This is a genomic window from Pseudarthrobacter albicanus (assembly GCF_018224015.1).
GTDB classification, from domain to species: Bacteria; Actinomycetota; Actinomycetes; order Actinomycetales; family Micrococcaceae; genus Arthrobacter; species Arthrobacter albicanus.
This window is the reverse complement of the sequence record NZ_JAGPOT010000009.1, coordinates 64,205-88,587: the sequence shown is the minus strand read 5'-3', so window position 1 is coordinate 88,587 and position 24,383 is coordinate 64,205. Positions and strand designations below refer to the sequence as shown.

At 69.6% G+C, this 24,383-nt stretch carries 22 protein-coding genes and 1 pseudogene; 14 read left to right on the top strand and 9 right to left on the bottom strand.

Going from position 1 to position 24,383, the window contains the following annotated elements:
- Positions 1 to 26: 26 nt before the first annotated feature.
- From J9611_RS21705 to J9611_RS03025, 6 genes and pseudogenes are all read left to right on the top strand, one after another.
- Positions 27 to 1,176: pseudogene (locus J9611_RS21705) on the top strand (5-(carboxyamino)imidazole ribonucleotide synthase).
- Positions 1,173 to 1,787 carry a 5-(carboxyamino)imidazole ribonucleotide mutase gene (gene purE / locus J9611_RS22455; protein WP_211877616.1) on the top strand — a complete coding sequence of 205 codons (615 nt, stop codon included), beginning with the start codon at positions 1,173 to 1,175 and terminating at the stop codon, positions 1,785 to 1,787. The pseudogene J9611_RS21705 and the gene purE overlap by 4 nt, the downstream one beginning before the upstream one ends.
- 10 nt (positions 1,788 to 1,797) lie before the next feature.
- Positions 1,798 to 3,432, top strand: coding sequence for an LCP family protein (locus J9611_RS03040; RefSeq protein WP_211877615.1), 1,635 nt, complete (start codon positions 1,798 to 1,800; stop codon positions 3,430 to 3,432).
- 51 nt (positions 3,433 to 3,483) lie between these two features.
- On the top strand, positions 3,484 to 4,779 hold the full coding sequence (gene manA / locus J9611_RS03035; RefSeq protein ID WP_211877614.1) for a mannose-6-phosphate isomerase, class I: 1,296 nt from the start codon (positions 3,484 to 3,486) through the stop codon (positions 4,777 to 4,779).
- Between the two features lie 3 nt (positions 4,780 to 4,782).
- Positions 4,783 to 5,742 (top strand): lipid II:glycine glycyltransferase FemX, encoded by a 960-nt coding sequence (locus tag J9611_RS03030; protein ID WP_211877613.1) that lies wholly within the window; start codon positions 4,783 to 4,785, stop codon positions 5,740 to 5,742.
- Positions 5,743 to 5,887: 145 nt separating this feature from the next.
- A complete protein-coding gene (locus J9611_RS03025) occupies positions 5,888 to 6,895 on the top strand; it encodes an endonuclease domain-containing protein (RefSeq protein ID WP_211877611.1) in 1,008 nt (335 codons plus the stop codon).
- Here the strand turns inward: J9611_RS03025 and glpX are convergent.
- A complete protein-coding gene (gene glpX / locus J9611_RS03020) occupies positions 6,892 to 7,914 on the bottom strand; it encodes a class II fructose-bisphosphatase (RefSeq protein WP_211877663.1) in 1,023 nt (340 codons plus the stop codon). The genes J9611_RS03025 and glpX overlap by 4 nt on opposite strands.
- 208 nt (positions 7,915 to 8,122) lie before the next feature.
- Between glpX and J9611_RS03015 the strand changes: the two genes are divergently transcribed.
- The 5 genes from J9611_RS03015 (at position 8,123) to J9611_RS02995 (ending at position 13,522) form a co-directional block, all read left to right on the top strand.
- Complete coding sequence (locus tag J9611_RS03015; RefSeq protein WP_372447750.1) at positions 8,123 to 8,848, top strand: DUF4245 domain-containing protein; 726 nt, start codon at positions 8,123 to 8,125, stop codon at positions 8,846 to 8,848.
- A gap of 4 nt (positions 8,849 to 8,852) precedes the next feature.
- On the top strand, positions 8,853 to 9,467 hold the full coding sequence (locus J9611_RS03010) for a carbonic anhydrase (protein ID WP_211877609.1): 615 nt from the start codon (positions 8,853 to 8,855) through the stop codon (positions 9,465 to 9,467).
- A gap of 73 nt (positions 9,468 to 9,540) precedes the next feature.
- Positions 9,541 to 10,977, top strand: a complete 1,437-nt coding sequence (locus J9611_RS03005) for a class II fumarate hydratase (RefSeq protein ID WP_211877607.1) — start codon at positions 9,541 to 9,543, stop codon at positions 10,975 to 10,977.
- A 179-nt stretch (positions 10,978 to 11,156) separates the two neighbouring features.
- Positions 11,157 to 11,825: a TetR/AcrR family transcriptional regulator gene (locus tag J9611_RS03000; RefSeq protein WP_211877605.1), complete on the top strand. Its 669-nt coding sequence runs from the start codon at positions 11,157 to 11,159 to the stop codon at positions 11,823 to 11,825.
- Complete coding sequence (locus J9611_RS02995; protein ID WP_211877604.1) at positions 11,822 to 13,522, top strand: MDR family MFS transporter; 1,701 nt, start codon at positions 11,822 to 11,824, stop codon at positions 13,520 to 13,522. Before J9611_RS03000 ends, J9611_RS02995 begins: the two co-directional genes overlap by 4 nt.
- Positions 13,523 to 13,607: 85 nt before the next feature.
- On the opposite strand, the gene J9611_RS02990 is transcribed toward J9611_RS02995, so the two are convergent.
- From J9611_RS02990 to J9611_RS02980, 3 genes are all read right to left on the bottom strand, one after another.
- Positions 13,608 to 14,078 (bottom strand): NUDIX hydrolase, encoded by a 471-nt coding sequence (locus J9611_RS02990; protein ID WP_211877603.1) that lies wholly within the window; start codon positions 14,076 to 14,078, stop codon positions 13,608 to 13,610.
- A 62-nt stretch (positions 14,079 to 14,140) separates the two neighbouring features.
- Positions 14,141 to 14,734 carry an META domain-containing protein gene (locus J9611_RS02985; protein ID WP_211877602.1) on the bottom strand — a complete coding sequence of 198 codons (594 nt, stop codon included), beginning with the start codon at positions 14,732 to 14,734 and terminating at the stop codon, positions 14,141 to 14,143.
- 277 nt (positions 14,735 to 15,011) lie between these two features.
- Positions 15,012 to 15,575: a prepilin peptidase gene (locus J9611_RS02980; protein ID WP_211877601.1), complete on the bottom strand. Its 564-nt coding sequence runs from the start codon at positions 15,573 to 15,575 to the stop codon at positions 15,012 to 15,014.
- Between the two features lie 58 nt (positions 15,576 to 15,633).
- Between J9611_RS02980 and J9611_RS02975 the strand changes: the two genes are divergently transcribed.
- Entirely contained in the window at positions 15,634 to 16,419 is a 786-nt protein-coding gene (locus J9611_RS02975; RefSeq protein ID WP_211877600.1) for a hypothetical protein, read from the top strand.
- A 309-nt stretch (positions 16,420 to 16,728) separates the two neighbouring features.
- On the opposite strand, the gene phoH2 is transcribed toward J9611_RS02975, so the two are convergent.
- Both phoH2 and J9611_RS02965 read right to left on the bottom strand, forming a co-directional pair.
- Entirely contained in the window at positions 16,729 to 18,171 is a 1,443-nt protein-coding gene (phoH2, locus tag J9611_RS02970; protein WP_211877598.1) for an RNA 5'-3' helicase PhoH2, read from the bottom strand.
- A gap of 259 nt (positions 18,172 to 18,430) precedes the next feature.
- Complete coding sequence (locus J9611_RS02965; RefSeq protein WP_211877661.1) at positions 18,431 to 19,192, bottom strand: isoprenyl transferase; 762 nt, start codon at positions 19,190 to 19,192, stop codon at positions 18,431 to 18,433.
- Between the two features lie 257 nt (positions 19,193 to 19,449).
- Here J9611_RS02965 and trhA point away from each other — a divergent pair, with 257 nt between their 5' ends.
- A complete protein-coding gene (trhA, locus tag J9611_RS02960) occupies positions 19,450 to 20,091 on the top strand; it encodes a PAQR family membrane homeostasis protein TrhA (RefSeq protein ID WP_307857003.1) in 642 nt (213 codons plus the stop codon).
- Positions 20,092 to 20,146: 55 nt separating this feature from the next.
- On the opposite strand, the gene J9611_RS02955 is transcribed toward trhA, so the two are convergent.
- Genes J9611_RS02955 through mca form a run of 3 tightly spaced genes read right to left on the bottom strand, consistent with a single transcriptional unit; the run spans position 20,147 to position 23,682 of the window.
- Complete coding sequence (locus tag J9611_RS02955) at positions 20,147 to 22,411, bottom strand: thioredoxin domain-containing protein (RefSeq protein WP_211877595.1); 2,265 nt, start codon at positions 22,409 to 22,411, stop codon at positions 20,147 to 20,149.
- Positions 22,389 to 22,724 (bottom strand): hypothetical protein, encoded by a 336-nt coding sequence (locus tag J9611_RS02950; protein WP_211877594.1) that lies wholly within the window; start codon positions 22,722 to 22,724, stop codon positions 22,389 to 22,391. The genes J9611_RS02955 and J9611_RS02950 overlap by 23 nt, the downstream gene beginning before the upstream one ends.
- A gap of 52 nt (positions 22,725 to 22,776) precedes the next feature.
- Positions 22,777 to 23,682 carry a mycothiol conjugate amidase Mca gene (gene mca, locus J9611_RS02945; RefSeq protein ID WP_211877593.1) on the bottom strand — a complete coding sequence of 302 codons (906 nt, stop codon included), beginning with the start codon at positions 23,680 to 23,682 and terminating at the stop codon, positions 22,777 to 22,779.
- A gap of 85 nt (positions 23,683 to 23,767) precedes the next feature.
- On the opposite strand from mca, the gene J9611_RS02940 reads away from it, so the two are divergent.
- Positions 23,768 to 24,226, top strand: coding sequence for a DUF4307 domain-containing protein (locus J9611_RS02940; protein WP_211877592.1), 459 nt, complete (start codon positions 23,768 to 23,770; stop codon positions 24,224 to 24,226).
- Positions 24,227 to 24,383: the final 157 nt, after the last annotated feature.

The window sequence follows — 24,383 nt, the reverse complement described above, 5'->3', positions numbered from 1 at the left end:
TTGTTGGCGGCGGCCAGCTTGCCCGCATGATGGCCCCTGCCGCCACAGCCCTGGGCTTCGAGCTCCGTGTCCTTGCCGAGGCTGACGACGTCTCTGCCGCCTCCGCCGTGGCCAACGCGCCGGTCGGCGACTATACGGACCTGGCCCACCTGCTCGAGTTCTCCCGCGGCCTGGATGTGCTGACTTTCGATCACGAGCACGTCCCCACGGAGCACCTCCGCGCCCTGCTCGAGGCCGGCGTCAACGTCCACCCGGGCCCGGATGCCCTGGTCAATGCCCAGGACAAGCTGGTGATGCGCGCGGCCATCGACAGGCTGGAGCTGCCCAACCCGCGGTGGGCCCCGGTGGCCGACGTATCGGAGCTGATCGCCTTCGGCGAGGACACCGGCTGGCCCGTGGTCCTGAAGATGCCCCGCGGCGGCTACGACGGCAAGGGCGTGCGGATCGTCGCCTCGGCCCAGGACGCCGCGGAAGCCTCGGCGTGGTTCGACGCCATGTCCCCCCTGCTGGCCGAAGCCAAGGTGGAGTTCAGCCGCGAACTCTCTGCCCTGGTCGCACGGACCCCGGACGGCGAGTCCCGGGCGTGGCCGGTGGTGCACACCATCCAGGTCGACGGCGTCTGCGACGAAGTCATCGCCCCTGCCCTGGACATCCCCGTTGAGGTGGCCGCGGCAGCCGAAAACGCCGCCATCAGGATCGCCAACGAGCTCGGCGTGACCGGCGTCATGGCCGTGGAACTGTTCGAGACTCCGGGCGTGGGCGCCGGCTTCCTGATCAACGAGCTCGCCATGCGCCCGCACAACACCGGACACTGGACCCAGGACGGCTCGGTCACCAGCCAGTTTGAGCAGCACCTGCGCGCCATCCTGAACCTGCCCCTCGGCGCCACGGACCTCCTCGGCCCCGTCGTCGTGATGAAGAACTTCCTGGGCGGGGACAACCAGGACCTGTTTTCCGCCTACCCCGCCGCCCTCGCCAGCGACCCCGCGGCGAAGGTCCACTGCTACGGCAAGGCCGTGCGGCCCGGCCGGAAGATCGGCCACGTCAACCTTGTGGGCGCCGCCGCCGCCGACGTCGACTCCGTCCGGCAGCGCGCCACCACCGTGGCCGACATCATCCGGAACGGACGCACCCCCCTCCGTCGCCGCACCAGGAACCTCCGAGGAGACCGCATGAGCACCAGCACCCCCGCAGGGGAGTCCGCAGCACAGGAGTCCGCAGGGCCGGACTCCGGCAGCGCCGCCCCGATCGTGGGCCTCGTCATGGGCTCGGACTCGGACTGGCCCGTCATGGAAGCCGCCGCCGAGGCGCTGGCGGAATTCGGCATCCCGTTCGAGGCCGACGTCGTCTCCGCCCACCGGATGCCCACCGAGATGATCCGCTACGGGCAGACCGCCCACGAGCGCGGCCTGCGCGTCATCATCGCCGGCGCGGGCGGGGCCGCCCACCTTCCGGGCATGCTCGCCTCCGTCACCCCGCTGCCGGTGATCGGCGTGCCCGTGCCGCTGAAGACCCTCGACGGCATGGACTCGCTGCTGTCCATCGTGCAGATGCCCGCCGGCGTGCCCGTCGCCACCGTCTCCATCGGCGGCGCGCGGAACGCCGGGCTGCTGGCAGTGCGGGTGCTTGCCGCCGGAACCGACGACCTCGCGGCCAGGCTCCGGGCCGAGCTGCTGGACTTTGCCCGGGAACTCAACGACGTCGCCACGCGCAAGGGTGCGGCACTGCGGCACAAGGTGGGCGAAGTTTTCTCCGATGACAACGCCGCCACGCGGGGCAGCCGTTAAGGATCACCACATGACCAACAGTTACGCGCCTTCGCGGCAGGACAGCCAGCAGCCGCTGCCCAAGCAGGCCCTGACGGACCCGGTCCGTTACCCCTCGGGCGCTGCCGCCCCGGTCCTGGCCAAGCGGGCGTTCGTCCTGATCCTGATGACGCTGCTGGTCCCGGGCAGCGCCCAGACGGTCGCGGGCAACCGCCGGCTGGGAAGGTCCGCGCTGCGGGTCACCTTCACGGTCTGGGCCCTGGCCATCGCGGCGGTCCTGCTCCTGCTGCTCAGCCGCTCCACGCTGATCAGCCTGCTGACCCATCCCCTGGCCTCGCTCCTGCTGGTCCTCGGCCTCGCGGCGCTGGCCCTCGGCTGGGCCGCGCTGTTCATCAACACGCTCCGCCTGATCCGGCCGGTGCTGCTCGCGCCCCGCGTGCGGCCCGCCGTCGTCGCGGCCCTTGTCCTGGCCATGGTCCTCAGCAGCGGCTCGCTGGGCTACGCGGCCTACCTGCTCAACGTCGGCCGCGACGCCATCGGCAGCATCTTCTCCAACGGCCCCGCCATCGAGCCCTCCGAGGGCCGGTACAACTTCCTGATGATGGGCGGCGACGCCGGGGCGGACCGCACGGGCCGCCGTCCGGACAGCCTCTCCGTGATCAGTGTCGACGCCAAGACCGGCAAGACCGCCATCATCTCGGTGCCCCGGAATCTGCAGAACGCGCAGTTCAGCGAGGGCTCGCCGATGCGCAAGCTGTACCCGGACGGCTATGACTGCGGCGACGAATGCCTCATCAACGCCATCAACACCGAAGTCACCAATAAGCACCAGGACCTGTACCCCGGCGTCGAGGACCCGGGCGCGCAGGCCACGCTCGAGGCCGTGTCCGGAACGCTGGGCATCAAGGTCCAGGCCTACGTGCTCGTGGACATGGAGGGCTTCTCCAGGCTGATCGATGCGATGGGCGGCATCCGCATCAAGGCCGGCGGCTGGGTCCCCCTGAGCGGGGACATGATCGATGAGGCCAACGGCATCCACGGCATGCCCACCGGCTGGATCCCCGCGGGCGACCAGAAGCTGGATGGCTACCATGCCCTCTGGTACGGCCGTTCGCGGGAGTTCGTGGATGATTATGCCCGGATCCAGCGGCAGCAGTGTGTCCAGCAGGCGATGCTGAAGCAGCTGGATCCCGCAACCCTGCTGTCCAAGTTCGAGGACATCGCCAAGGCCGGCACCAAGGTGGTCGACTCGAACATCTCCGCCGGGCAGCTCGGCAGTTTCGTGGACCTGGCCATGAAGGCCAAGGGCCAGGACATGAGCCGGCTGACGATCGGCCCGCCGGACTTCGATGCCTCCTTCTCCACGGTCCCGGACTTCGACCGGATCCACCAGCGGGTCGACCAGCTCCTCGCGGCCGCCTCCTCGGCAGGCGCCGCGGACGACACCGTCCGCCGGCCGGGCACCGCGGCCGGACCGCTCTCCGCGGCAGGGGCCGCCCCGCTCACCAAGCCCGCGACGCCGCCGCCGTCGGACTTCACCCCGGTGACCACCACGCCCGACGGCGAGCCGATCACCGAGGAAATGCTCAACCAGTTCAAGCGCGACGGGGACGAACAGTCGATCCGCGACCTGGTCGCCACCAACGGCCAGTGCGCGCCGCTCTAGGAATCGGCCCCCGCCGATGAGGCTTCATTGACAAGAGAAGGACGCCCGCCCGTGTACGAACTCGAGAACGTCCTCCGGCCCTATGCCTGGGGGTCCACGACGGCCATCGCCGGGCTGCTGGGCAGGCCCGCGTCCGGCGGGCCCGAGGCCGAGCTGTGGATCGGAGCACACCCGGATTCGCCCTCCGTGGCACTGGCGCCTGCCGCTGCAGGGGACTTCGGCGGAGCGGGCGACGGCGGAGCGGGCGACGGCGGACGGCTGGCCCTCGATGAGCTGATCGCCGCCGACCCGGAGCATCATCTGGGCCGCGCGAGCATCGCCGAGTTCGGTCCCCGCCTGCCGTTCCTGGTCAAGGTCCTCGCCGCCGAGCGGCCGCTGTCCCTGCAGGTGCACCCGACGCTGGAACAGGCGCGGAAAGGCTTCGCCCGGGAGGAGGCCGCCGGCGTCGAACACTCCGCCGCCGGGCGCAACTACAAGGACGACAACCACAAGCCGGAGATGATCCTCGCGCTGACCCCGTTCGAGGCGCTGTGCGGCTTCCGGCCCGCCGCCGAATCCCGCGCGGTCTTCCTGCACCTGGGCGCCTGTTTTGACCTCGCAGGCCTGGAGCTTCCGCCGCTGCTGGTCCGGCTGCTGGACGACCTCGCCGGGCCCGACGAGCCGGCGGCCCTCAGGTCCGCCTTCGAGCGCATCATCGCCGGCGGCGAGGACGTCTCCCACGCCACCGCCATGGTGGCCGCGGCCCTGATCTCCGGCGCGCCCATGGGGCGGTACGTGGCGGAGCTGTCCACCGTGACCAACCTCAACGGACGGTACCCCGGCGACCCGGGCGTGCTGATCTCCCTGCTGCTGAACCGGATCTCGCTGGCCCCCGGCGAGGCCGTGTACCTGCCGGCGGGCAATGTGCACGCCTACCTGAACGGCCTCGGGATCGAGGTCATGGCGTCCTCGGACAACGTGCTCCGGGGCGGCCTGACCCCGAAGTTCGTGGACGTGCCGGAGCTGCTCAGGACCGTCGCCTTCGAAGCCGTCGGGGTGCCGACGCTGGCCGCCGAGACCACACTGCTGGGCCAGGAACTCTTCCGCCCCCCGTTCCGGGAGTTCCAGTTGCAGCGGATCGAACTGGAGCCCGGCGCCGGGCCCGTCCCGCTGGCGCAGTCCGGAGCCGCCGTCATCCTCGTGGTCGCCGGATCCGTCCTCCTCGATTCGCCCAAGGGCGACCTGCACCTGGGCCGCGGGGCGAGCGCCTTCCTGCCCGCGGCCGAGGCCCCTGTCAACGTGCACGCCGTCGCCGGCGCTGCCGGGACCGCCCTCGCCTTCGCCGTCACCACCGCCCTGGAAGCCTGAACCGTGGACTATTTCCTGCAGGGCCCCGCGTGGGCCGACTTCCAGCGCGCCCTGGGCCGCACCGTCCACGAACAGGCCGGGCCCGGCTGGCGCTTCCTCGCCGTCGAGGAGAGCAACCCGGCCGGAAAGCTGCTGTACGCGCCCTACGGGCCGGTGGCCGAAACCCTGGCCGCGTTCGACGCCGCGCTGGCGGCCCTGGCGGATCTGGCCCGCGGGTGCGGGGCGGTGTTTGTCCGGGTCGAGCCCGTCAGCGCCGGCTTCGGGGCGGCCGACGCCGGCGCCGTGCTGCGCCGCCGCGGCCTGGTGCCCGCCCCGGCGAACCAGCAGCCCGAGCTCAGCTGGATCGTGGACCTGGACCGGGATTTCAAGGACGTCCTGGCGGACATGAAGCCGGTCAACCGCAACCTGTACCGGAACATCCACAAGAAGGATGTGACGTTCCGGACCTCGCAGGATCCGGAGGACATCCGCGTGCTGCTGGATTTCCTGCATCTGACGGCGGCACGGAACGGCTTCAAACCCCAGAGCGACGAGTATCTGAGCCAGGTCGCCAGGTCCCTGATGCCCGCGGGGGCCGCCACGCTGTTCATCGCCGAACTGGAGGGTGCACCGATTGCTGCCGCCCTGGCCTATGACTCGGCCGATACCCGCACCTACGCCCATGCGGCCCTGGACGACTCGCACCGGAAGCTCAGCGCGGGCATTCCGCTCCTCGTGACGCTCATGGCGGATGCCAAGGAGAAGGGCATCAAGTACGTGGACCTGTGGGGGGTGGCACCGGCGGATCAGCCCGGGCACAAATGGGCCGGTTTCACGGCGTTCAAGAAATCGTTCGGCGGACGGGAAATCGCCTACCCCGGGACCTGGGACCTGCCCGTGAAGAAGCTCCGGTACGGCGCCTACCAGCTCGCCCGGCGCGCTGCCCAGGCCGCCCGGACGCTGCTCGGCAAAGTCCGGAAGTAAGCCGCCTCCTACCCCCCTCGCGCGAACGGGCACTTGGCGCCCGGAAAACCGACGATTTAGGGCCTCAAGTGTCCGTTCGCGCAGCCGGGAAAGCCAAGCCTGTGGATAACCGGATCCGCGGGGCCCGGACCGGGCACACTGAAGCATGCCGCGCCTGCCATTGCCGCCTGAACTCCTGGCCGGGTCGTTCACCGTCCGCGCTGCCGACAGCCTCGGCGTATCGCGGAAACGAACGCGCCGGCCCGACGTCTTCATCCCCTCCCGCGGCATCAGGATCCCCGCGGAGAGCAGCGGCGGGCCCACCGCGAACCTGCGGGCCTTCACCGCGCTCGACGACGATTCGACCATTACCCACCACTCCGGCGGCCGGGTCTGGGCCATGGGCCTCCCGTCGTGGATGCAGGAGGACTGGCGGATCCACGTGGCGCGGGATCGGGAGAGCAGCAAACCGCGGCGGCACAACGTCGTCGGCCACCGCCTGACCTTCCGGCCCGGGGCGGTCACGGTCGTCGACGGCCTGCGCGTCACCTCCCCGGCCCGGACCTGGCTGGACCTTGCGGCCCTGCTGACGCCGGATGAACTGGTCGCGGCCGGGGACTCGATCGTCGTCGAACACGGACCGGATTTCCCGGTGCCCCGCGTTGCCCTGGCCACCGTCGCAGACCTTCAGCGGATGGTCGCCGCGCATCCGGGGATGCGAGGACTCCGGACCGCCCGGGTGGCGCTGCAGGACATCCGGGTCGGTTCCGACTCGCCGCAGGAAACCCGCATGCGCCTGATCCTGTGCCGGGCCGGCCTGGGCGAGCCGGTGCTGAACCATGTCGTCCGCAACGGTTGGGGCCAGCCCGCCGTCTGGCCCGATGCGGCCTATCCGGAACACCTGATTGCCCTGCAGTACGACGGTGCACACCACGGGGATCCCCGGCAGTACCGGCTCGACATCCGGCGCCAGGCGGTGACCGAAAGCCTCGGCTGGAGGGAAATCAGGGTCTCCAAGGAAGACCTCGACGGCGACCGGCCGTTCGTCGTCGAGAAGGTCCGGGCCGCGCTCGGCCGGCAGAACCCGGCCGAACGTACACGTGGGGCCCCGGATCGGCTGGATCCGGGGCCCCACGTGTACGTTCGCGCTGAGCGGAGCGCGGAAGGGTGCTAGCTCTTGCGGGCGTAGCCTTCCCACTTGCTGGCCTGGTGCTCGCCGTCCACGAAGCGGATGGTGCCGGACTTGGAGCGCATCACGATGGACTGCGTGAGGACCTTGTCCTTCGAGTAGCGCACGCCCTTGAGCAGGTCGCCGTCGGTGATGCCGGTGGCGGCGAAGTAGCAGTTGTCGCTGGAGACGAGGTCGTTGGTGGACAGCACACGGTCCAGGTCGTGGCCGGCGTCGATCGCCTTCTGCTTCTCCTCATCGCTCGTGGGCCACAGCCGGCCCTGGATGACGCCGCCGAGGGACTTGATGGCGCAGGCCGCGACGATGCCTTCCGGGGTTCCGCCGATACCCATGAGGGCGTCCACTCCGGTGCCGGCGCGCGCTGCCGCGATGGCGCCGGCGACGTCGCCGTCCATGATGAACTTGGTGCGGGCACCGGCTTCGCGGATTTCCTCCACGAGCGGGCGGTGGCGGTCGCGGTCCAGGATCATGACGTTGAGCTGGTTGACCTTGACGCCCTTGGCCTTGGCGATGAGGTGCAGGTTCTGCTTGACCGGCAGGCGCAGGTCGACCATGTCGGCCGCTTCCGGGCCGGTCACGAGCTTCTCCATGTAGAACACGGCGGAGGGGTCGAACATGGTGCCGCGCTCGGCAACTGCCAGGACGGCCAGGGCGTTGTTGATGCCGAGGGCTGTCAGGCGGGTTCCGTCGATCGGGTCGACGGCGACGTCGCACTCGGGGCCCGTGCCGTCGCCGACACGCTCGCCGTTGAAGAGCATCGGCGCTTCGTCCTTCTCGCCCTCACCGATGACCACGACGCCGTTGAAGTGCACGGTCTGGAGGAAGGAGCGCATGGCGTCGACGGCGGCGCCGTCGGCCTTGTTCTTGTCCCCGAAGCCGACCCAGTGGCCGCCGGCAATGGCTGCCGCTTCCGTGACGCGGACCAGTTCCAGGGCAAGGTTACGGTCAGGCTCGTCGATCCCGACGGCGAGCGACGGGGAAAGCGTGGAGTACTGCTGGGGCATGGTCGCTGGTGTCACGTGAACCTCTTCTTCGAGTGGATCGTTGAACCCGCACGGCAGTATCAATCCGTGGCGGTGATTCGTCTGATACTGATCATAGTCGGGGCAGCATCACAGGTCATTGAATGACTCGTCCGTGAAGCAGCACACCTTCCGGGCCGGCCGTCCATGCCGAATGTGAGATCGGCTCCGGATGGGCGACTATAGAAGGGTGAGTGAATTGCAGGACACGTCCCCCGCCGCCCCAGCCCCCCCGTCCGGCGGAGCCGCACCGGAGGGCTCCGGCGCGGCTCCGCAGGCGCCCGTCAAGCCCGTCCTCCGCGCCGCGGCGGCGAAACGCGCCAACGCCTCGGTGATCGGCATGATCGTTGCGCTGGCCGTGAGCATCGCCGTGTTCCTGCCCGTCGTCCTCCTGAACCCGGCACCGAAGACCGGCGGCTACCGGCCGGACATCAACGTCGGCGCCGTGGCGCAGCATGCCGCGGATGTGGCGGGATTCACACCGGCGGCGCCGGAGACCGGGGACACATTCCGGCCGAACTACGCCCGCTGGGAGTCCGGATCGGGCAGCGGAGTCCCCACCTGGGAGGTCGGCTACCTCACGCCCAGGGAGTCCTTCATCGGGCTCGTGCAGACGCGGCAGTCCAATCCCACCTGGCTGCTGCAGCAGACGAAGAACGCAGCCGTGACCGGAACCAGGACCGCAGGCGGCCTGGAGTGGGAACTCCGCGACACCGGCAAGGGCGAGAAGTCCATGGTGCTCGTCCACGGCGGCAGCACCGTCATCCTGACCGGGACGGCGCAGCTGGACGAGTTCACCGTGCTCGCCGCCGCCGTCGTGAAGTCACTTGACGCGGCGCCCGCGCCCGCCGCGTCACCCGGGAAACCTGCCGCAGGAAACAGTTTCACCCTCCACCGCCCCGGCACCGTAAAGTAAGGCCGTGGCCACTTACCTGACTCCCGCCCTTGCCTGGCGCCGCCTGCGCGAAGGCAACGAGCGTTTCGTTGCCGGCGCCTCCTCCCACCCCAACCAGGACGCCTCCCGCCGGTCCTCGCTCGTGGAGAACCAGCACCCCTTCGCCGTGATCTTCGGCTGCTCCGATTCCCGGCTCGCCGCCGAAATCATCTTCGACCTGGGCCTGGGGGACGCGTTCGTTGTCCGCACGGCCGGCCAGGTGATCGACGACGCCGTGCTCGGCTCGCTCGAATACAGCGTCAGCGTGCTGGGCGTTCCGCTGATCGTGGTGCTGGGCCATGACAGCTGCGGCGCCGTCACCGCCACCAAGACAGCGGTCGAAACCGGGCAGATGCCGGTCGGCTTCATGCGCAGCCTGGTCGAACGGATCACCCCGTCCGTGCTGACCTCGCTGCGTAACAATCAGGACGACATCAACGACATGGTGGTCGAAAACGTCAAGCAGACCTCGCAGCGGCTCGTGGACAGTTCGCGGGTGATCTCGGACGCCGTCGGGAGCGGCCGGGCCGCGGTGATCGGGCTCGCCTACAGCCTCGCTGACGGCCGGGCCGACGTCGTTTCCGGCATCGGCGAGCTCTAGGGCCCCGGCAGGGAGGCCGCAGCGGGGCGTTCACGGTTTTCGGTGACGCGCCTCCCGCCAATATGCTAGCCCCATGACTTCCATAGAAACGTTGAACGCCGACGAATTCCGCATTGAACACGACACGATGGGCGAAGTACGCGTCCCCGTGAACGCCCTGTACCGCGCCCAGACGCAGCGTGCGGTGGAAAACTTCCCGATCTCCGGCAAGACCCTGGAACGCGCCCACATCGAGGCCCTCGCGCGCGTCAAGAAGGCCGCCGCCCAGGCCAACGCGGAACTGGGAGTGCTCGACGACGAGATCGCCCAGGCGATTGCCGCCGCCGCCGATGAGGTTGCCGCCGGCAAGTACGACGGCGACTTCCCCATCGATGTCTTCCAGACCGGCTCCGGCACGTCCTCGAACATGAACACCAACGAGGTCCTCGCCGAGCTGGCCTCCCGCGCCCTCAAGGCCGCCGGCAGCGACAAGGTGGTCCACCCGAACGACCACGTCAACGCCTCGCAGTCCTCCAACGACGTCTTCCCGACCTCGGTCCACGTCGCCGCCACGTCCGCGCTGATCAATGACCTGATTCCGGCCCTCGGCTACCTGGCCGATTCGCTCAGCCGCAAGGCCGTCGAGTTCAAGGACGTCGTGAAGTCCGGCCGCACGCACCTCATGGATGCCACCCCCGTGACCCTGGGCCAGGAGTTCGGCGGCTACGCCGCGCAGGTCCGCTACGGCATCGAGCGCATCAACGCCTCCCTCCCCCGCGTTGCCGAGGTTCCGCTCGGCGGCACCGCCGTGGGCACCGGCATCAACACCCCGGCCGGCTTCCCGGAACGCGTGATCGAGCTGCTCGCGGCCGACACCGGCCTGCCGCTGACCGAGGCCCGCGACCACTTCGAGGCCCAGGCCAACCGTGACGGCCTGATCGAGGCCTCCAGCCAGCTGCGCAACATCGCGATCTCCTTCATGAAGATCAACAACGACCTGCGCTGGATGGGCTCCGGCCCCAACACCGGCCTCGGCGAGATCTCGATCCCGGACCTGCAGCCCGGTTCCTCGATCATGCCCGGCAAGGTCAACCCGGTCATCTGCGAAGCCTCCATCATGGTCTGCGCCCAGGTCATCGGCAACGACACCGCCATCGCCTGGTCCGGCACCAACGGCGCGTTCGAGCTGAACGTCGGCATCCCCGTGATGGCCGCCAACCTGCTCGAGTCCGTGCGCCTGCTGGCCAACACCAGCCGCGTCATGGCGGACAAGATGATCGACGGCATCACCGCCAACGTCGAGCGCGCACGCTTCCTCGCCGAGGCCTCGCCGTCCATCGTCACGCCGCTGAACAAGTTCATCGGCTACGAGAACGCCGCCAAGATCGCCAAGAAGGCCGTGGCCGAGGGCCTGACCATCCGCGAGACCGTCGTGGCCATGGGCTTCCTCGAGCGCGGCGAACTGACCGAAGAGCAGCTGGACACCGCCCTGGACGTCATGTCCATGACCCGTCCCCCGCACAAGGCGTAGTCTCCCCCGACGTACGACGGCGGCCGCCCACCTTCCCCGTGAAGGCGGGCGGCCGCTGGCGTTAAGGCAGTTCGGGGCCGGCACGGGCTGAAGTGTCCGTTCGCGCTCGGGTTGGGTGCTGAAGTGTCCGTTCGCGCTAAATATTGCACTCAGCTACAAATAGTGCAAAACTTCACTCTGTGAGCAACAGTGCAATTATTGAGGGTGGTCTCCGCGGGCGGAAGCGCGCCGCCACGCGGACGGCGATCACCGCCGTCGCCCGGTCCCTGACCGCCGAGCGGGGACTCAACGGCTATACCGTGGAAGAGGTCTGCGAACGGGCCGGGATTTCCCGGCGGACCTTCTTCAACTACTTCCCGTCCAAGGAAGACGCCATCATCGGCCACGCCGACGACGCGTTCCCGGCCGACGTCGTCGAGGACTTCCTCCGCGGCGCCGCTTCCCCGCCCGGAGAAATCTCCGCCACGCTCTTCCAGGACCTCGTGACCCTGATGCTGCGGATGTCCGAGAGGATGAGCTCCTCCGAGGAGGAAACCCGCCAGCTGATCCGGGTCATCCAGAAGGAACCGCAGCTCATGCTCAGGGTCATCGGCGTGTCCGAGGAACGCGAGGCCGACTTTTCCCGCCTGCTGGCGGCCCGGGAAGGCGTCCCCCCGGACCATCCGGTGGTCCGGATGGCCGTGGCGCTGGTCGGCGGGATCGCCCGCAAGTCCAGCATGGCCTATTTCTCCGCAGGCAACACCCGCCCGTACCGGGACCTGCTGCTGGAGAACATCGCCGCGGCCCGCACCCTTTTTTCCCAGCCTTTCACCCCTTCCCTCCCGCCCTCCCCCGAAGGACCCCAATGAGCACCGCCGTCAGTCCGCCGGCAGCAGCCGCACCGCTGCTGCTGACCCAGAAACGCATCTGGATCATCTTCTCCGCCCTGATCGCGGGGATGCTTCTCTCCAGCCTGGACCAGACCATCGTGTCCACCGCCATGCCCACCATCGTCGGCAAGCTCGGCGGCGTGGAGCACCAGGCCTGGATCACCACGGCGTACCTGCTGGCCACCACCATCGTGATGCCCATCTACGGCAAATTCGGCGACGTGCTGGGCCGCCGGAACCTGTTCCTCGTGGCCATCGCACTGTTCACGCTCGCTTCGGTCGGCTGCGCGTTCGCCACCGATTTCTGGGGCTTCGTCACCTTCCGCGCCATCCAGGGCCTGGGCGGCGGCGGCCTGATGATCCTGTCCCAGGCCATCATCGCGGACATTGTCCCGGCCAAGGACCGCGGCAAGTACATGGGGCCGCTGGGCGCCATCTTCGGCCTCTCCGCCGTCGCCGGGCCGCTGCTGGGCGGGTTCTTCGTGGACCACCTGACGTGGGAATGGGCCTTCTACATCAACATCCCCATCGGCATCGCCGCGTTCCTGACCGCCTGGTTCACCCTCACGCTGCCGAACAAGAAGGCGGCGAAGCGCATCGACATCCTCGGGGTGCTGCTGCTGTCCGCGGCCACCGCGTGCCTGATCTTCTTCACCGACTTCGGCGGCAAGAAGGACGAAGGCTGGGATTCGCCGCTGACCTGGGCCTTCGGCGCCGGGATGGTGCTGGCCGCCGCCGCCTTCGTGCTCGTGGAGCGCAGGGCCGAGGACCCCATCATTCCGCTGAGCCTGTTCAAGAACCGGATCTTCGTGAACTCCACGGCGATCGGCTTCACCCTGGGCCTGGGCATGTTTGCCGCCATCGCCTTCGTGCCGACCTTCCTGCAGATGTCCTCCGGCACGTCGGCCGCCGAGTCCGGGCTGCTGATGCTGCCCATGATGGTGGGCCTGATGGGCACGGCCATCTACTCCGGGATCCGGATCTCCAAGACCGGCAGGTACAGGATGTTCCCGATCCTGGGGTCCGCCCTGACGGTGGCCGCCATGCTGTGGCTGACCACCCTCACCGCGGCCACGCCGATCTGGGTCATCTGCCTGCAGCTGTTCTTTTTCGGCTCCGGGCTCGGCCTGATCATGCAGGTGATCGTCCTGGTGGTCCAGAACTCGGTGCCGGCAGACCAGATCGGCACGGCGACCAGCACCAACAACTACTTCCGCGAGGTCGGAGCAGCGCTGGGCGTGGCGGTCTTCGGCTCCATCTTCACGACCCGCCTGTCCGAGTCCCTGGGGAATGCCTTCACCGGCGCCGGGGCGTCGGCCGCCGAGGCCGCGCAGTCCACCCGGACGCTGGATCCGCGGGCGCTTGCCCAGCTGCCGGCCCAGCTCAAGGACGCGATTGTCACCGCCTACGCCGAGTCGCTGGCCCCGGTGTTCTGGTATGTGGTGCCGTTCCTGGCGATCGCGCTGATCCTGGCGCTGACCCTGAAACAGATCCCGCTCTCCGACACCGCCGGCATGGTGGCCCGGGGCGAAGCCGTGGGCGGCGAGGAAGCCGAACGCCTCGAAGCCGAGCGCCTCGCCGCACGGCACCACGCCGGGCACGCCGCCAGCGCGCCGGGAGACGCGGGGGACGCCGCGCTGAAGAACGACGACGGGCTCACGCGCCTGCGCGGCTGACCGCCAGCGCCCGCCGGGCGCTCCTCCGCCGTGTAGGCCGCCGCATTCTTTGGGGGTGCGGCGCCCTGCCGTGGAGCCGGCGGCGTCAGCGCCGGTATCGGACGACGGCGTGCGGCTCGGCTGCCTGGCGGATGGCTTCCAGGTGCCCCGGCATCAGCGCCGGTATGTGCTCACGCCGGAACCAGCCCACGGCCAGGGATTCGTCGTCGTTGACCCGTGCCTGGCCCGACACATGGCGGCACCTGAAGGCAAGGGTCAGGAAATGGCAGACGTCCCCGTTCGGATAGCTCGTGGGACCCACCGCGTCAACCGACACGAGCCGTTCAGTGTCCGCCACGACGCCGGTCTCCTCAAGAATCTCCCGCAGCAGCCCTGGTGCGGGCTCTTCGCCGGGTTCCAGGATTCCGCTGATGAGCCCCCACTGCCCGTTGTCCGCGCGTTGGCCGAGCAGCACCCTGCCGTCGTCGTCGAACACCACCCCCCGCACCGCCGGGATCCAGAGGGTCTCGTGGCCGATCTTTTCGCGGAGCTTGAGGATGAAGTCGGGGGTCGCCATACCGTCAGCCTAGCCAAACAGGTCCGGCCGGCGGGCGCCCGCCGGCCGCCTGGCGGCGGAGGCTAGAGCAGGTTTGGGCCGGCGTCCTCGAATTCCACCGTCCCGTGGCTGTTGCGAAGGACGAGATCGCGTCCGTCCCGTGTCAGGGTGACCGGTTGCCTGAACAGCTGCGTGGCCCATTCCTCGTAGCCACTTTCGGGGCCGAGGCAGGCCATGGCCGTCGCGATAGTCCGGCCCGGGATCAGCTGGCCGGCCCGCACTTCCACCTCGACACCCAGCTGGTTGCACGGGGTCTTGACGCCAATCGTCCACGTTCCGTTGACGAACACGCTCGACACCACGAGCGGCTGCTTGTTCAGCCAGCCGAGCTCGCCCGAGGAGTCCCGCCCGCCGATGGAGCGGTAGATTCTGCAGTCCAGCGGGCCACCTTCGCAATAGGGGGGCGGCAATACCGGCGTCGGGGGCGCCGAGCCGTCCGGGGACGGGGAGCCCGCCGGCGAGTCAGGGGCGGACGGGCCGGACGGGCCGCCCGGGATGGCCGATGGCACTTTTTGAGTCGGCACGGGTTCCGGCGGGCCCGGAGCCGGCGCACCCGGCATCCCGCCGCAGCCGCCAACGACCGCCGCCAGCAAGGGAAGCGCCAGAACCTGGCGCATCTTGCCACGCCTTCCGGGTGGGCGCGGTCCCCGTCGTCCCCTCATGCGTCCCCGTCCTGCTTGTGTTCCGGCTGCGGCCACTTCGCCCTGATGCGCCCGGCGCGCCTCGAAGCCCAGTGTGCATGGGGAACCGGCCGCGGGCAAGGCAGGGCATGTCCCGGGACCACGAAGTCCGGCAGGGGGACATGTCCAGTCCTGCACCCAGGAATTGGACGCTTGGGGCATATGTCCAGTGGCCGCGGGCAAGGCAGGGCATGTCCCGGCGGGTACCGGGGCGTCAGGACACCGGCAGCAGGATCATGGCGGCGGCGGTGCCGGCCAGCATGAAGGGCCCGAAGGGAATGCTCGATTTCAGGGTGCCGCGCCGCACGGCCAGCAGGGCCACGCTCCAGAGGCCGCCGAACAGGAACGCGGCAAAGGTTCCGGCGAAGACGTGCGGCCAGCCCAGGAACCCCAGATACATCCCCAGCACGCCGGCGAGCTTCACGTCACCGAAGCCCATCCCCGGCGGATAGGCGGCCCGCAGGAGGAAGTAGAACAGCCACAGTACCGCTCCTCCGGCCAGGATGCGCAGTCCGGGCACCCCGAACAGCCCGGCACCGACGTCGGAAGCGGCCGCAGGGCCCGGGCCGCCGGCCACCACGACGCTGGCGGCGGCGCCCAGCAGGAGGACCCCCGCAACGGCGTAGGACGGGAAGACGATCCGGTTCGGCAGCAGATGGTGGCGGATGTCGATGACGGTCAGCCGCGTGGCCATGAGCGCAAAATAGGCGCAGGCTGCCAGCACCAGCCAGAAGGCCACGGCATTGGCTGCCCAGAGTTCGCCGAGTCGTTGGATCACCCTCGGATGCTACTGGACATTCCCCGGCCACGGCTTTCCCCGCGCGTAAACTGTGGATATGTCAGCATGGGACAGCAGGAACCGGCGTGAGCCGCGCACCCCCGCAGGCCCGGCGGAACAGGCCTCAGCGTTCCGGAACCTGTGCCGTTCCTCGCCCTGGAAGTGGCAGTCGCTGCGGTTCGAATACCTGGACCGGCCCGCCGCCGCCGCTGCCCCGGACCCTTCCTCCGGCCCTGCGGCGGGACCCGACCTCGTCCGGGCCTGGCTGCGGCGCCCCGGAGCGCTGCGGCTGGAGACGGCGGACGGACTGGTCCTCCACAGCACCACAGGCATCAACGACTCCCGGGACGGCTTCTACGTCCAGTCCACCAGGACATCGTGGCTCCGCGGCCTGGTCCGCCGGCGCCCGGAGGCCGCCTACGGTGAACCGGGCTTCGGCAACGGCCGTTTCGCCGCCGCCCTGGACCCGGTGGAGCTGGCAGGAAACGCCCCGGTCCCGCTCGAATTCCCGAACTCCAACGCCGTGGAACTGGGCCCACTCGCCGAGGTGGACCATGAGGGCAGGCCGGCCCTGGAAACCACCGTCATCCCCAACTCCGGCTACCGCCCCGGCGACCCCGGCGCGCCGCTGTGCCGCCCGGGACGCACCCTGCTGAGGATCGACGCCGGCACCGGGGTGTGCGTGGCGAGCCGCTGGCTGGAGGACGCGTCCGCCGGCTACGGCCACTGGCTCCGGATCCTGGCCGTGGACGAGTACATGCTCGATGACCTGTTCCTCGCCGAATCCATGAACCTCACCGACGTGCGCCGGCACATCAGCTGGGACGTGTCCCCGGGCGTGTGACCGGCAGACGACGGCGCAGGCGACTAACTCCCCGGCTACTCGGTTCTTACAAAATATTGTTATTATCACCGGTTCTAACAAGAAACCTTTAGAACCGAACAGCCGGGCACGGAAGTGGCATGCGCCACTCGTAATCGCGGAGCCTGAAGACCCCCACACGCCGGGTCGCGGTTCTTCGCAAAGGAGCGCATCGCGGCGCATGGGACCCCGGAGGTCGCCCAGCGACCGAAGCGGGTTCCATGCGGCGTGTCCAAGCGACGGCGAAGGGCCGTGGCCCGGCAAACCCGACCACGGCCTCAGACCGGGACCTTAGACCTCCGCCCCCTCCAGCAGCTCCGTCACCAAAGCCGCGATCGGCGAGCGCTCCGAGCGGGTGAGCGTGATGTGGCCGAAGAGCGGGTGTCCCTTGAGCGTCTCGACGACGGCGGCAATGCCGTCGTGCCGGCCCACCCGCAGGTTGTCGCGCTGGGCGACGTCGTGGGTCAGCACGATCTTGGAGTTCTGCCCGATCCGGCTCATCACGGTCAGCAGCACGTTCTTCTCGAGCGACTGTGCCTCGTCCACGATCACGAACGCGTCATGCAGCGAACGGCCGCGGATGTGGGTCAGCGGCATGACTTCCAGCATGCCGCGGTCCATCACCTCCTCCACCACTTCCTGGCTGACGAGCGCACCGAGGGTGTCAAAGACGGCCTGCGCCCACGGGTTCATCTTCTCCGCCTCGGACCCCGGCAGGTAGCCCAGCTCCTGGCCGCCCACGGCGTAGAGCGGACGGAACACGATCACCTTCCGGTGCTCCCGGCGCTCCAGGACGGCCTCGAGGCCTGCGCACAGGGCCAGCGCGGACTTGCCGGTGCCGGCCCGGCCGCCGAGGGAGACGATGCCCACGGCCGGATCCATCAGCAGGTCGAGCGCAAGCCGCTGTTCGGCCGAGCGCCCGTGCAGCCCGAAGACGTCCCGGTCCCCCTTCACCAGGCGCACCTGCTTGTCCGCCCCCACCCGGCCCAGGGCCGAGCCGCGGCCGGACAACAGGACCAGTCCGGTGTTGGTCGGCATCTCCGCCGCCTGCGGGATGAAGACCGGCTCGTGCCCGTACAGGGCGGAAACCTCCTCTTCGCTCGCATCGACTTCGGCGACGCCGGTCCAGCCCGAATCCTTGACGAGCTCGTTGCGGTATTCGTCGGCCAGCAGACCCATGGCCGAGGCCTTCACGCGCATCGGCAGGTCCTTGGACACCACGGTCACGTCCCGGCCCTCGTTCGCCAGGTTCTTGGCGACGGCGAGGATCCGGCTGTCGTTGTCCCCGCCGCGGAAGCCCGCCGGGAGCACCTCGGCGGAAACGTGGTTGAGCTCCACGACCAGCGTGCCGCCGTCGTGGCCCAGCGGGATGGGCCGGTCCAGCCCGCCGTGCTCCACCCGCAGGTCGTCGAGGAGCCGGAGCGCCTTGCGGGCGAAGTAGCCGAGCTCCGGATCGTGGCGCTTGCCCTCGAGCTCGGTGATGACGACGATCGGCAGGATGACCTCGTGCTCGGCGAAGCGCAGCAGCGCGCGCGGGTCCGAGAGCAGTACCGACGTGTCGATCACGAAGCTCCGGGCCGTTTCCCCGCGTGCCGTTCCTTCCCCGGAAACAGCACGGCCGGCGACAGCGTCAGAATCCGCTGCACCGGCCTGAGGGATGGCTCGCTTGGCGCGAGAGGTAGCTTTCCGTCCCTGATCCGAAACGACGTCGGGAAGTTGTTCAGAAGTAGCCACATCGACTCCAGCCCCGGGGCGCATGCCCGGAATTGTTATGGGTGAGGCGGCTCGGCCCGGAGGCCGGACGCGGCCCCCATGCACCCGGTGCGAAAATCCGCTCCATGTACTGGCCTCCCCGATTGGCCGGCGGTTTGCCTTCCAATGAATCAAACGTAGATCTCCGACGCGGTGTTGTCGCGGTCATTTTCCGGCGATTCTCGTTACCGGCACGTTAACTCGTGATGAACGGAGGCCGGATGCCCCTGCGGGGCGGAGGTCAGGTGCCGAAGCGCCGCTGCCGTCCGGCGTAGTCCCGCAGGGCCCGGAGGAAATCCACCTTGCGGAACGCTGGCCAGAGGGCCTCACAGAAGTAGAACTCGCTGTACGCGCTCTGCCACATGAGGAACCCGGAAAGCCGCTGCTCCCCCGAGGTGCGGATGACCAGGTCCGGATCGGGCTGGCCCCGTGTGTACAGGAACCGCGAGATGTCGTCCACGGTGAGCCCGTCGGCCAGTTTCCCGATGTCCTCCCCGCGGGCGACGGCGTCGTGCAGCAGTTCGCGGACGGCGTCGACAATCTCGCGGCGGCCGCCATAGCCGACGGCGACGTTGACGTGGATCTTCTCGCGGACGGGGGTGCGGGCCGTCAGGTGGTTGAGCCGCTCTGCAAGGTAGTCGGGCAGCAGTTCCGGGGCGCCCATGGCATGGACGGAAATGTCGGCGTCGTCGTCCAGCCGGTCCAGGGTGTTGGCAATGATCCCCATCAGCAGGTCCAGCTCCTCGCCGGAGCGGTTCATGTTGTCCGTGGAGAGCATGTAGAGCGTGACGACCTTGACGCCGAGTTCCTGGCACCAGCCGAGGAACTCGTGGATTTTGTCGGCACCGGCCTGGTGCCCCTGGCTTGTGGGGGCGTTGAACTGGCGGGCCCAGCGCCGGTTCCCGTCCACCATGACGCCGATGTGTCTGGGGATGCGTCCGGGGTCCAGCGAGCGCTGGATCCTGCCCTCGTAGAAGCCATAAAGGAACCCGGGCAGTTCCATCCGGAGATTCACCTGGCTTCCTTGAAGTACGACTCAGTGCAGATCCTAGGCTACCTTCCGGAAGGCGGGGCGGCGTGCACGGCTGCGCCCCTTTCCACCCGGACACTGGCTACTCACCGGTAACTTACTGCCGCGCAAGTTAGTATGGCGGCATGCAAAGCAACAGCCGTGAGCCCCTGCCGGAACGGCACACTGACCGGCACGCTGACCGGCACACGGACCGCGGAAACGGTGCTGTGGACGGTGCTGCGGTCCGGATTGCCGAACTCCTGATGATCAAACCGAAATGGCGCGGCTGGATCCACACCGTCGCGGCGCCTTTCGCCCTGGCCGCCGGCCTGGCCCTGGTGATCCTGGCCCCCACGCCCGAGCTGAAGGCCGCCTCCGCGGTCTATGCCTTCACGGGGGTGCTGCTCTTCGGGGTGAGTGCCGTCTACCACCGGGGGAACTGGTCCCCGGGGGTGAAGATTGTGCTGAAGCGGCTCGACCACACCAACATCATGCTGGTCATCGCCGGCAGCTACACGCCGCTGGCCTGGGCCCTGCTGGACCGGCCCAAGGCGGTGGTGCTGCTGTGGATCATCTGGTCGGGGGCCATCCTGGGCGTGCTGTTCCGGCTGCTGTGGACGCACGCGCCCCGCTGGCTGTATGTGCCGATCTACATCGCCCTGGGCTGCGGCTCGCTGTTCTACCTGCCGGATTTCTTCGCCGCCAGCGTCGCGTCGGCGGTGCTGATCTGCGTGGGCGGTGCCCTCTATATCGCGGGCGCCGTCTTCTATGCCCTGAAGAAGCCGAATTTCAGCTTCGAGCACTTCGGCTTCCACGAACTGTTCCATGCGTTCACGGTGTTCGCCTTTGCCGCCCATTTCATCGCGATTGCCATCGCCGTCCTGGGCTGAACTGAGGTGGGCTGAACCGGGCTGGGCTGGGGCTTCCCGGGTCCGGCACGAAGGGTCAGCGGGACATGGCGGCCAGGCGTTCGCGCACCGCCGCGACCGAACCCACCGGGAGCTCACAGACCATGCCGCGGCAGAGGAAAACCTGCGGCGCGCCGTCCGGGGCCGCCTGCCGGCCACGCAGCAAAGGCACCGTCTGCCCGGCGGCCCCCTCGCCCGGCGCAACCACCAGCCCGGGGCTGGGCGAGAGCAGCAGCTCCCGGTGCAGTGCGGCCCGCTGCGGTGTGTCCGGACCGACGACGGCGGCCTCCACCGGGCCGGCCAGCGCGGCCTGCGCCGTCGCGAGCAGCCAGCCGGCCACCCGGGGCGCCCGGGTGGCCAGCGGCGGCAGCAGGAACAGGATGTTGCCGGCCAGGGCGCGGTGTCCGCTGGAGCCGGAGAGTGCCGAGTAGGCCAGCAGCGCGCCCGCGAAGGCCGCCGCGCCGCTGGGTGTGGCGTTGTCGAAGGGGTCCAGCGCCGCACGCCGGCCCTGGGCGTTGAAGACCTGCTCGGACTCCCCGGCGGTGTCCCTCAGGGCTCCGTCGGCCACGAACCGCACGCAGGCGGCCTGCAGTATGGCCTCGGCGAGCCGATACCAGCGCGTCCGGCCGGAGGCGCCATAAAGGGCGAGCAGGCCTTCGGCGCAGAACGCGTAGTCCTCCAGCAGGCCCCCGATCCCCCGGGATGCCCCGGCGTGGGACACCCGCACGAGCGTGCCGGCCCCGCCACCGGAGGCTGGCTTCCAGTGCACGCGCTCCAGGTACGCCGCGATCCGTTCGGCCGCGGCGAGCAGCTCCGGGCGGTCCAGCACGGCCCCGGCCTCGGCCAGCGCCGCGACGGCGAGCCCGTTCCAGCCGGCCACGACCTTGTCATCGCGGGCCGGCTGCGGCCGGCGGTTCCGGGCCTCCAGCAGCAGCGGCCGGACCCGCTGCCACAAGGCGGTCTCCCCAGCGCGGGACGCCCGTCCTGGGTGCAGCGGGGAACCGTCCGCCGAGACGCTCCCGCGGGCGTGGACGTTCATCAGCTGCGCCACGGCCGCCCCGTCCTCCGGGCCCAGCAGCCCGGTCAGCTCCGCCCGGGTCCAGACATAGGTGCCACCCTCGGTGTGCACGCCGTCCAGCACCGTGTCGGCATCCAGGGACGAGGCCAGGGCTTCGACGCCGGCGTCGTGGCCCTCCCCGGCGGCGTCCCCGGCGGCGTCCCCTGTGTGGGTCACAAGCCCCAGCGAGGACAGGAGCCAGCCGGCCGTGCGCGCGGCGACCTCCGCGGCCTCCGCTGCGGGGTAGTGCTCCGTGCCGCCGAGCCGGACCCAGTGCACGTAGACGCGGAGCAACTGGGCATTGTCGTAGAGCATTTTCTCGAAGTGCGGAACGGACCAGTCCTGCGTCACCGAGTAGCGGGCGAAGCCGCCGTCGAGCTGGTCGAACAGTGCCGACCGGGACATCGCGGCGAGCGTGCGCGCCGCCATGTCCCGGGCCGCCGCCGCGGTTTCCGCCGCCGACGATTCCGCCGCCGACGATTCCGGCGCCGGGCTTTCCGAAGGCGCAGCCTTTGGAGCCGCGGCGGCATGCCGGATCAGGAACTCCAGGACCGCGGAGGGCGGGAACTTCGGCGCAGCGCCAAAGCCGCCGTGCTCCGGGTCTTCCGTCCGGGCCAGCACGCGCACGGCTTCCGGGAGCAGCGCGGCGTCCACGGGCTCCGGCGGCCCGTCGAGCCGGACGGCCGAGCCAAGCTGTGACCCGGCGAGGCCGCGGGCCAGCGTCCCGGCGTTCTCTTCGACGCCGTCCCGGCGGTCCAGCCAGGCGTCATGGACGGCCTCGAGGACCTGGCGGAACGAGGGCCGGCCCGGCATCGGCCGGGGCGGATAATAGGTGCCGGCGTGGAAGGCCCTGCCGTCCGGCAGGAGGAAGACGGACATCGGCCAGCCGCCTTCGCCGCTGATCGCCTGGGTGGCCGCCATGTAGACGGCGTCGACGTCGGGGCGCTCTTCGCGGTCCACCTTGATCGCCACGAAGTTCGCGTTCAGGAAATCCGCGGTGGCCTGGTCCTCAAAGGATTCATGGGCCATGACGTGGCACCAGTGGCAGGCCGCGTAGCCGATCGAGAGGAACACCGGGACGTCCCGGGCGGCGGCGAAGGCGAAGGCCTCGTCACCGAAAGGGCGCCAGTGGACGGGATTGCCCGCGTGCTGCCGGAGGTAGGCAGACGGTTCTCCGCCCAGGGCGTTGGCGGCCTGGGGGAAGGACCGGGGCGGGCCGCCGTCAGCGGTTTCCGGGCCCTGCATGACCGTTCGTTTCCGGCCGGAAATCGGCGGCGTTGGCAGCACCCGGGGCGCCGGCGGCCGGCGGGTCCTGGCCGGCGTCGTCCGTCACCGCTTCGGCAGCAGCGCCTTCTTCCTCCACCTGCGCACGGTAGCGCACCCGGCGGATGCGCCGCACCATGTCCACGATCAGCAGCGCGGTCAGCACCACGATGAAGGCGGTCAGCAGGAAGCCCAGCAGGCCGGGGGTGACCTGGTCCTGGGAAAGTCCCGGACGCAGCGCCGGCGACGGGGCCGGCGCCGGGGCTGTGGTCAGGGCGAGGAGCAAGGAATGCACTGGGGAACCTTCTGTGGGATCTGGCGGCGGGGCTTCGTCTACTGGGCTGCCTCTATCTTAGCCCGGCGAAGAGGTCCGTTTCGGGCAGCTCGGCGGGGATCCGGGACTGGGCGAGGAAGTAGTCTTCCCACGGCCAGATCCGGCGCTGCATCGCCGCGGACACCGCGAAGAAGAAGCCCTCCGGGTCCACCTGGGTGCGGTGCGCCCGGAGCGCGTCGTCGCGGGCTTCAAAGAAGTCCCCGCACTCAATCTGGGTGGTGGTGGGGTGCGAGGGTGCCGGCGGGGTGTGGCCTTCCGCGTCGGCCTCAAGCCACGCTGCGAGACGTTCGGCATACGGGGACTGCAGGCCGGCTTCCGTCAGGGCGAGGTGGAGGGCGCGGAAGCGGTCCGGGCTGAAGGCACGGTCGTAGTAGAGCTTGGCGGGCTCCCACGGCCCGCCGGTTCCCGGGTACCGGGCGGGATCCCCGGCGGCTTCGAAGGCCTCGACCGCCACCCGGTGCGCCATGATGTGGTCCGGATGCGGGTAGCCGCCGTTCTCGTCGTAGCTGACGATCACCTGCGGCCGGAACTCGCGGACCAGCCTGACCAGCGGTGCAGCCGCCCGTTCCAGCGGTTGCACCGCGAAGGAGCCGGCCGGCAGGGGCGGCAGGGGATCGCCTTCCGGCAGCCCGGAATCCACGAAGCCCAGCCAGCGCTGGCGGACCCCGAGGATCCGGGCCGCCCGGTTCATCTCCAGCCGGCGGGCGCCTGCCATGTCACGCGCAGGGTGCGGCTGGCCCGCCATCGCCGGGTTCTGGATGTCCCCGCGCGAGCCATCGGTGCAGGTCGCCACCAGGACGTCCACGCCCGCGGCCGCGTACAGGGCCATCGTGGCGGCGCCCTTGCTGGATTCGTCGTCGGGATGCGCATGGACAGACAGCAGCCGGAGCGGCGCTGACGGGCTGGGGGACGCTGTCATCTTGGGACGGCTCCTCTTTCTTCTGCAGGTTTCGTTCGGCGGGAGCGCGGAAATTTCCCCGCCGGATCCACACTAAACTGGGTTGGTGAGTTCCGAGGATCAGTCTGCCGCGCCCGAGCCGGCCTCTACCAGCCTAGCCAATCGTTACGGTGGCCAGAAGCGTGCGCTAACCAGCACTGCCAAACGCAGCATCCTGATCGCTGCCCTCGCGGCCGGCATCGGATTCATGGCGTGGATCTCGACGTCGTCCGCCACCGCCGCGGTCAGCTTCAAGGACATCGGCTACAGCACCCCCGACGCCACGCTCGCGGAAATCGACTTCCAGGTCACCAAGGACCCCGCAACGGATGCTAAATGCGCGGTCAAGGCCCTCGATGCCAAGTTTGCCGTCGTCGGCTGGAAAGTGGTGGATGTGGGGCCCAACGCCGCCGGCGCCGGCGAGGACGGCGGCCGGACCACAGTGCACCGGGCGCTGGTGCGCACCGAGTCACAGGCCGTGACCGGCGTCGTCGACGGCTGCTGGGTCCCGGGCAACGCACAATAGTCCGCGGCGTGCGGTGTACACGGGATAACGCGGAATAACGCGGGGTGACCCACGCCGCTGCAACCTTTGGTTTATCCACAGGATTGACTACAATGGACCAATACGTTTCCCCCGCTGAGCTGGTTACTGAGTCTGAAAAGTGGCCACCGTGGCGGGG

What these genes read in the sequence shown, in the direction of transcription:
- mca (WP_211877593.1), bottom strand. Translation starts at nt 23,682, where the DNA reads ATGACAGCGTCCCCCAGCCCGTCAGCGCCGCTCCGGCTGCTGTCTGTC.
- J9611_RS02995 (WP_211877604.1), top strand. Translation starts at nt 11,822, where the DNA reads ATGAGCACCGCCGTCAGTCCGCCGGCAGCAGCCGCACCGCTGCTGCTG.
- J9611_RS03025 (WP_211877611.1), top strand. Translation starts at nt 5,888, where the DNA reads ATGCCGCGCCTGCCATTGCCGCCTGAACTCCTGGCCGGGTCGTTCACC.
- glpX (WP_211877663.1), bottom strand. Translation starts at nt 7,914, where the DNA reads ATGCCCCAGCAGTACTCCACGCTTTCCCCGTCGCTCGCCGTCGGGATC.
- J9611_RS02955 (WP_211877595.1), bottom strand. Translation starts at nt 22,411, where the DNA reads ATGCAGGGCCCGGAAACCGCTGACGGCGGCCCGCCCCGGTCCTTCCCC.
- J9611_RS02985 (WP_211877602.1), bottom strand. Translation starts at nt 14,734, where the DNA reads ATGCGCCAGGTTCTGGCGCTTCCCTTGCTGGCGGCGGTCGTTGGCGGC.
- J9611_RS03005 (WP_211877607.1), top strand. Translation starts at nt 9,541, where the DNA reads ATGACTTCCATAGAAACGTTGAACGCCGACGAATTCCGCATTGAACAC.
- J9611_RS02975 (WP_211877600.1), top strand. Translation starts at nt 15,634, where the DNA reads ATGTCAGCATGGGACAGCAGGAACCGGCGTGAGCCGCGCACCCCCGCA.
- J9611_RS03040 (WP_211877615.1), top strand. Translation starts at nt 1,798, where the DNA reads ATGACCAACAGTTACGCGCCTTCGCGGCAGGACAGCCAGCAGCCGCTG.
- J9611_RS02965 (WP_211877661.1), bottom strand. Translation starts at nt 19,192, where the DNA reads ATGGAACTGCCCGGGTTCCTTTATGGCTTCTACGAGGGCAGGATCCAG.
- purE (WP_211877616.1), top strand. Translation starts at nt 1,173, where the DNA reads ATGAGCACCAGCACCCCCGCAGGGGAGTCCGCAGCACAGGAGTCCGCA.
- J9611_RS02990 (WP_211877603.1), bottom strand. Translation starts at nt 14,078, where the DNA reads ATGGCGACCCCCGACTTCATCCTCAAGCTCCGCGAAAAGATCGGCCAC.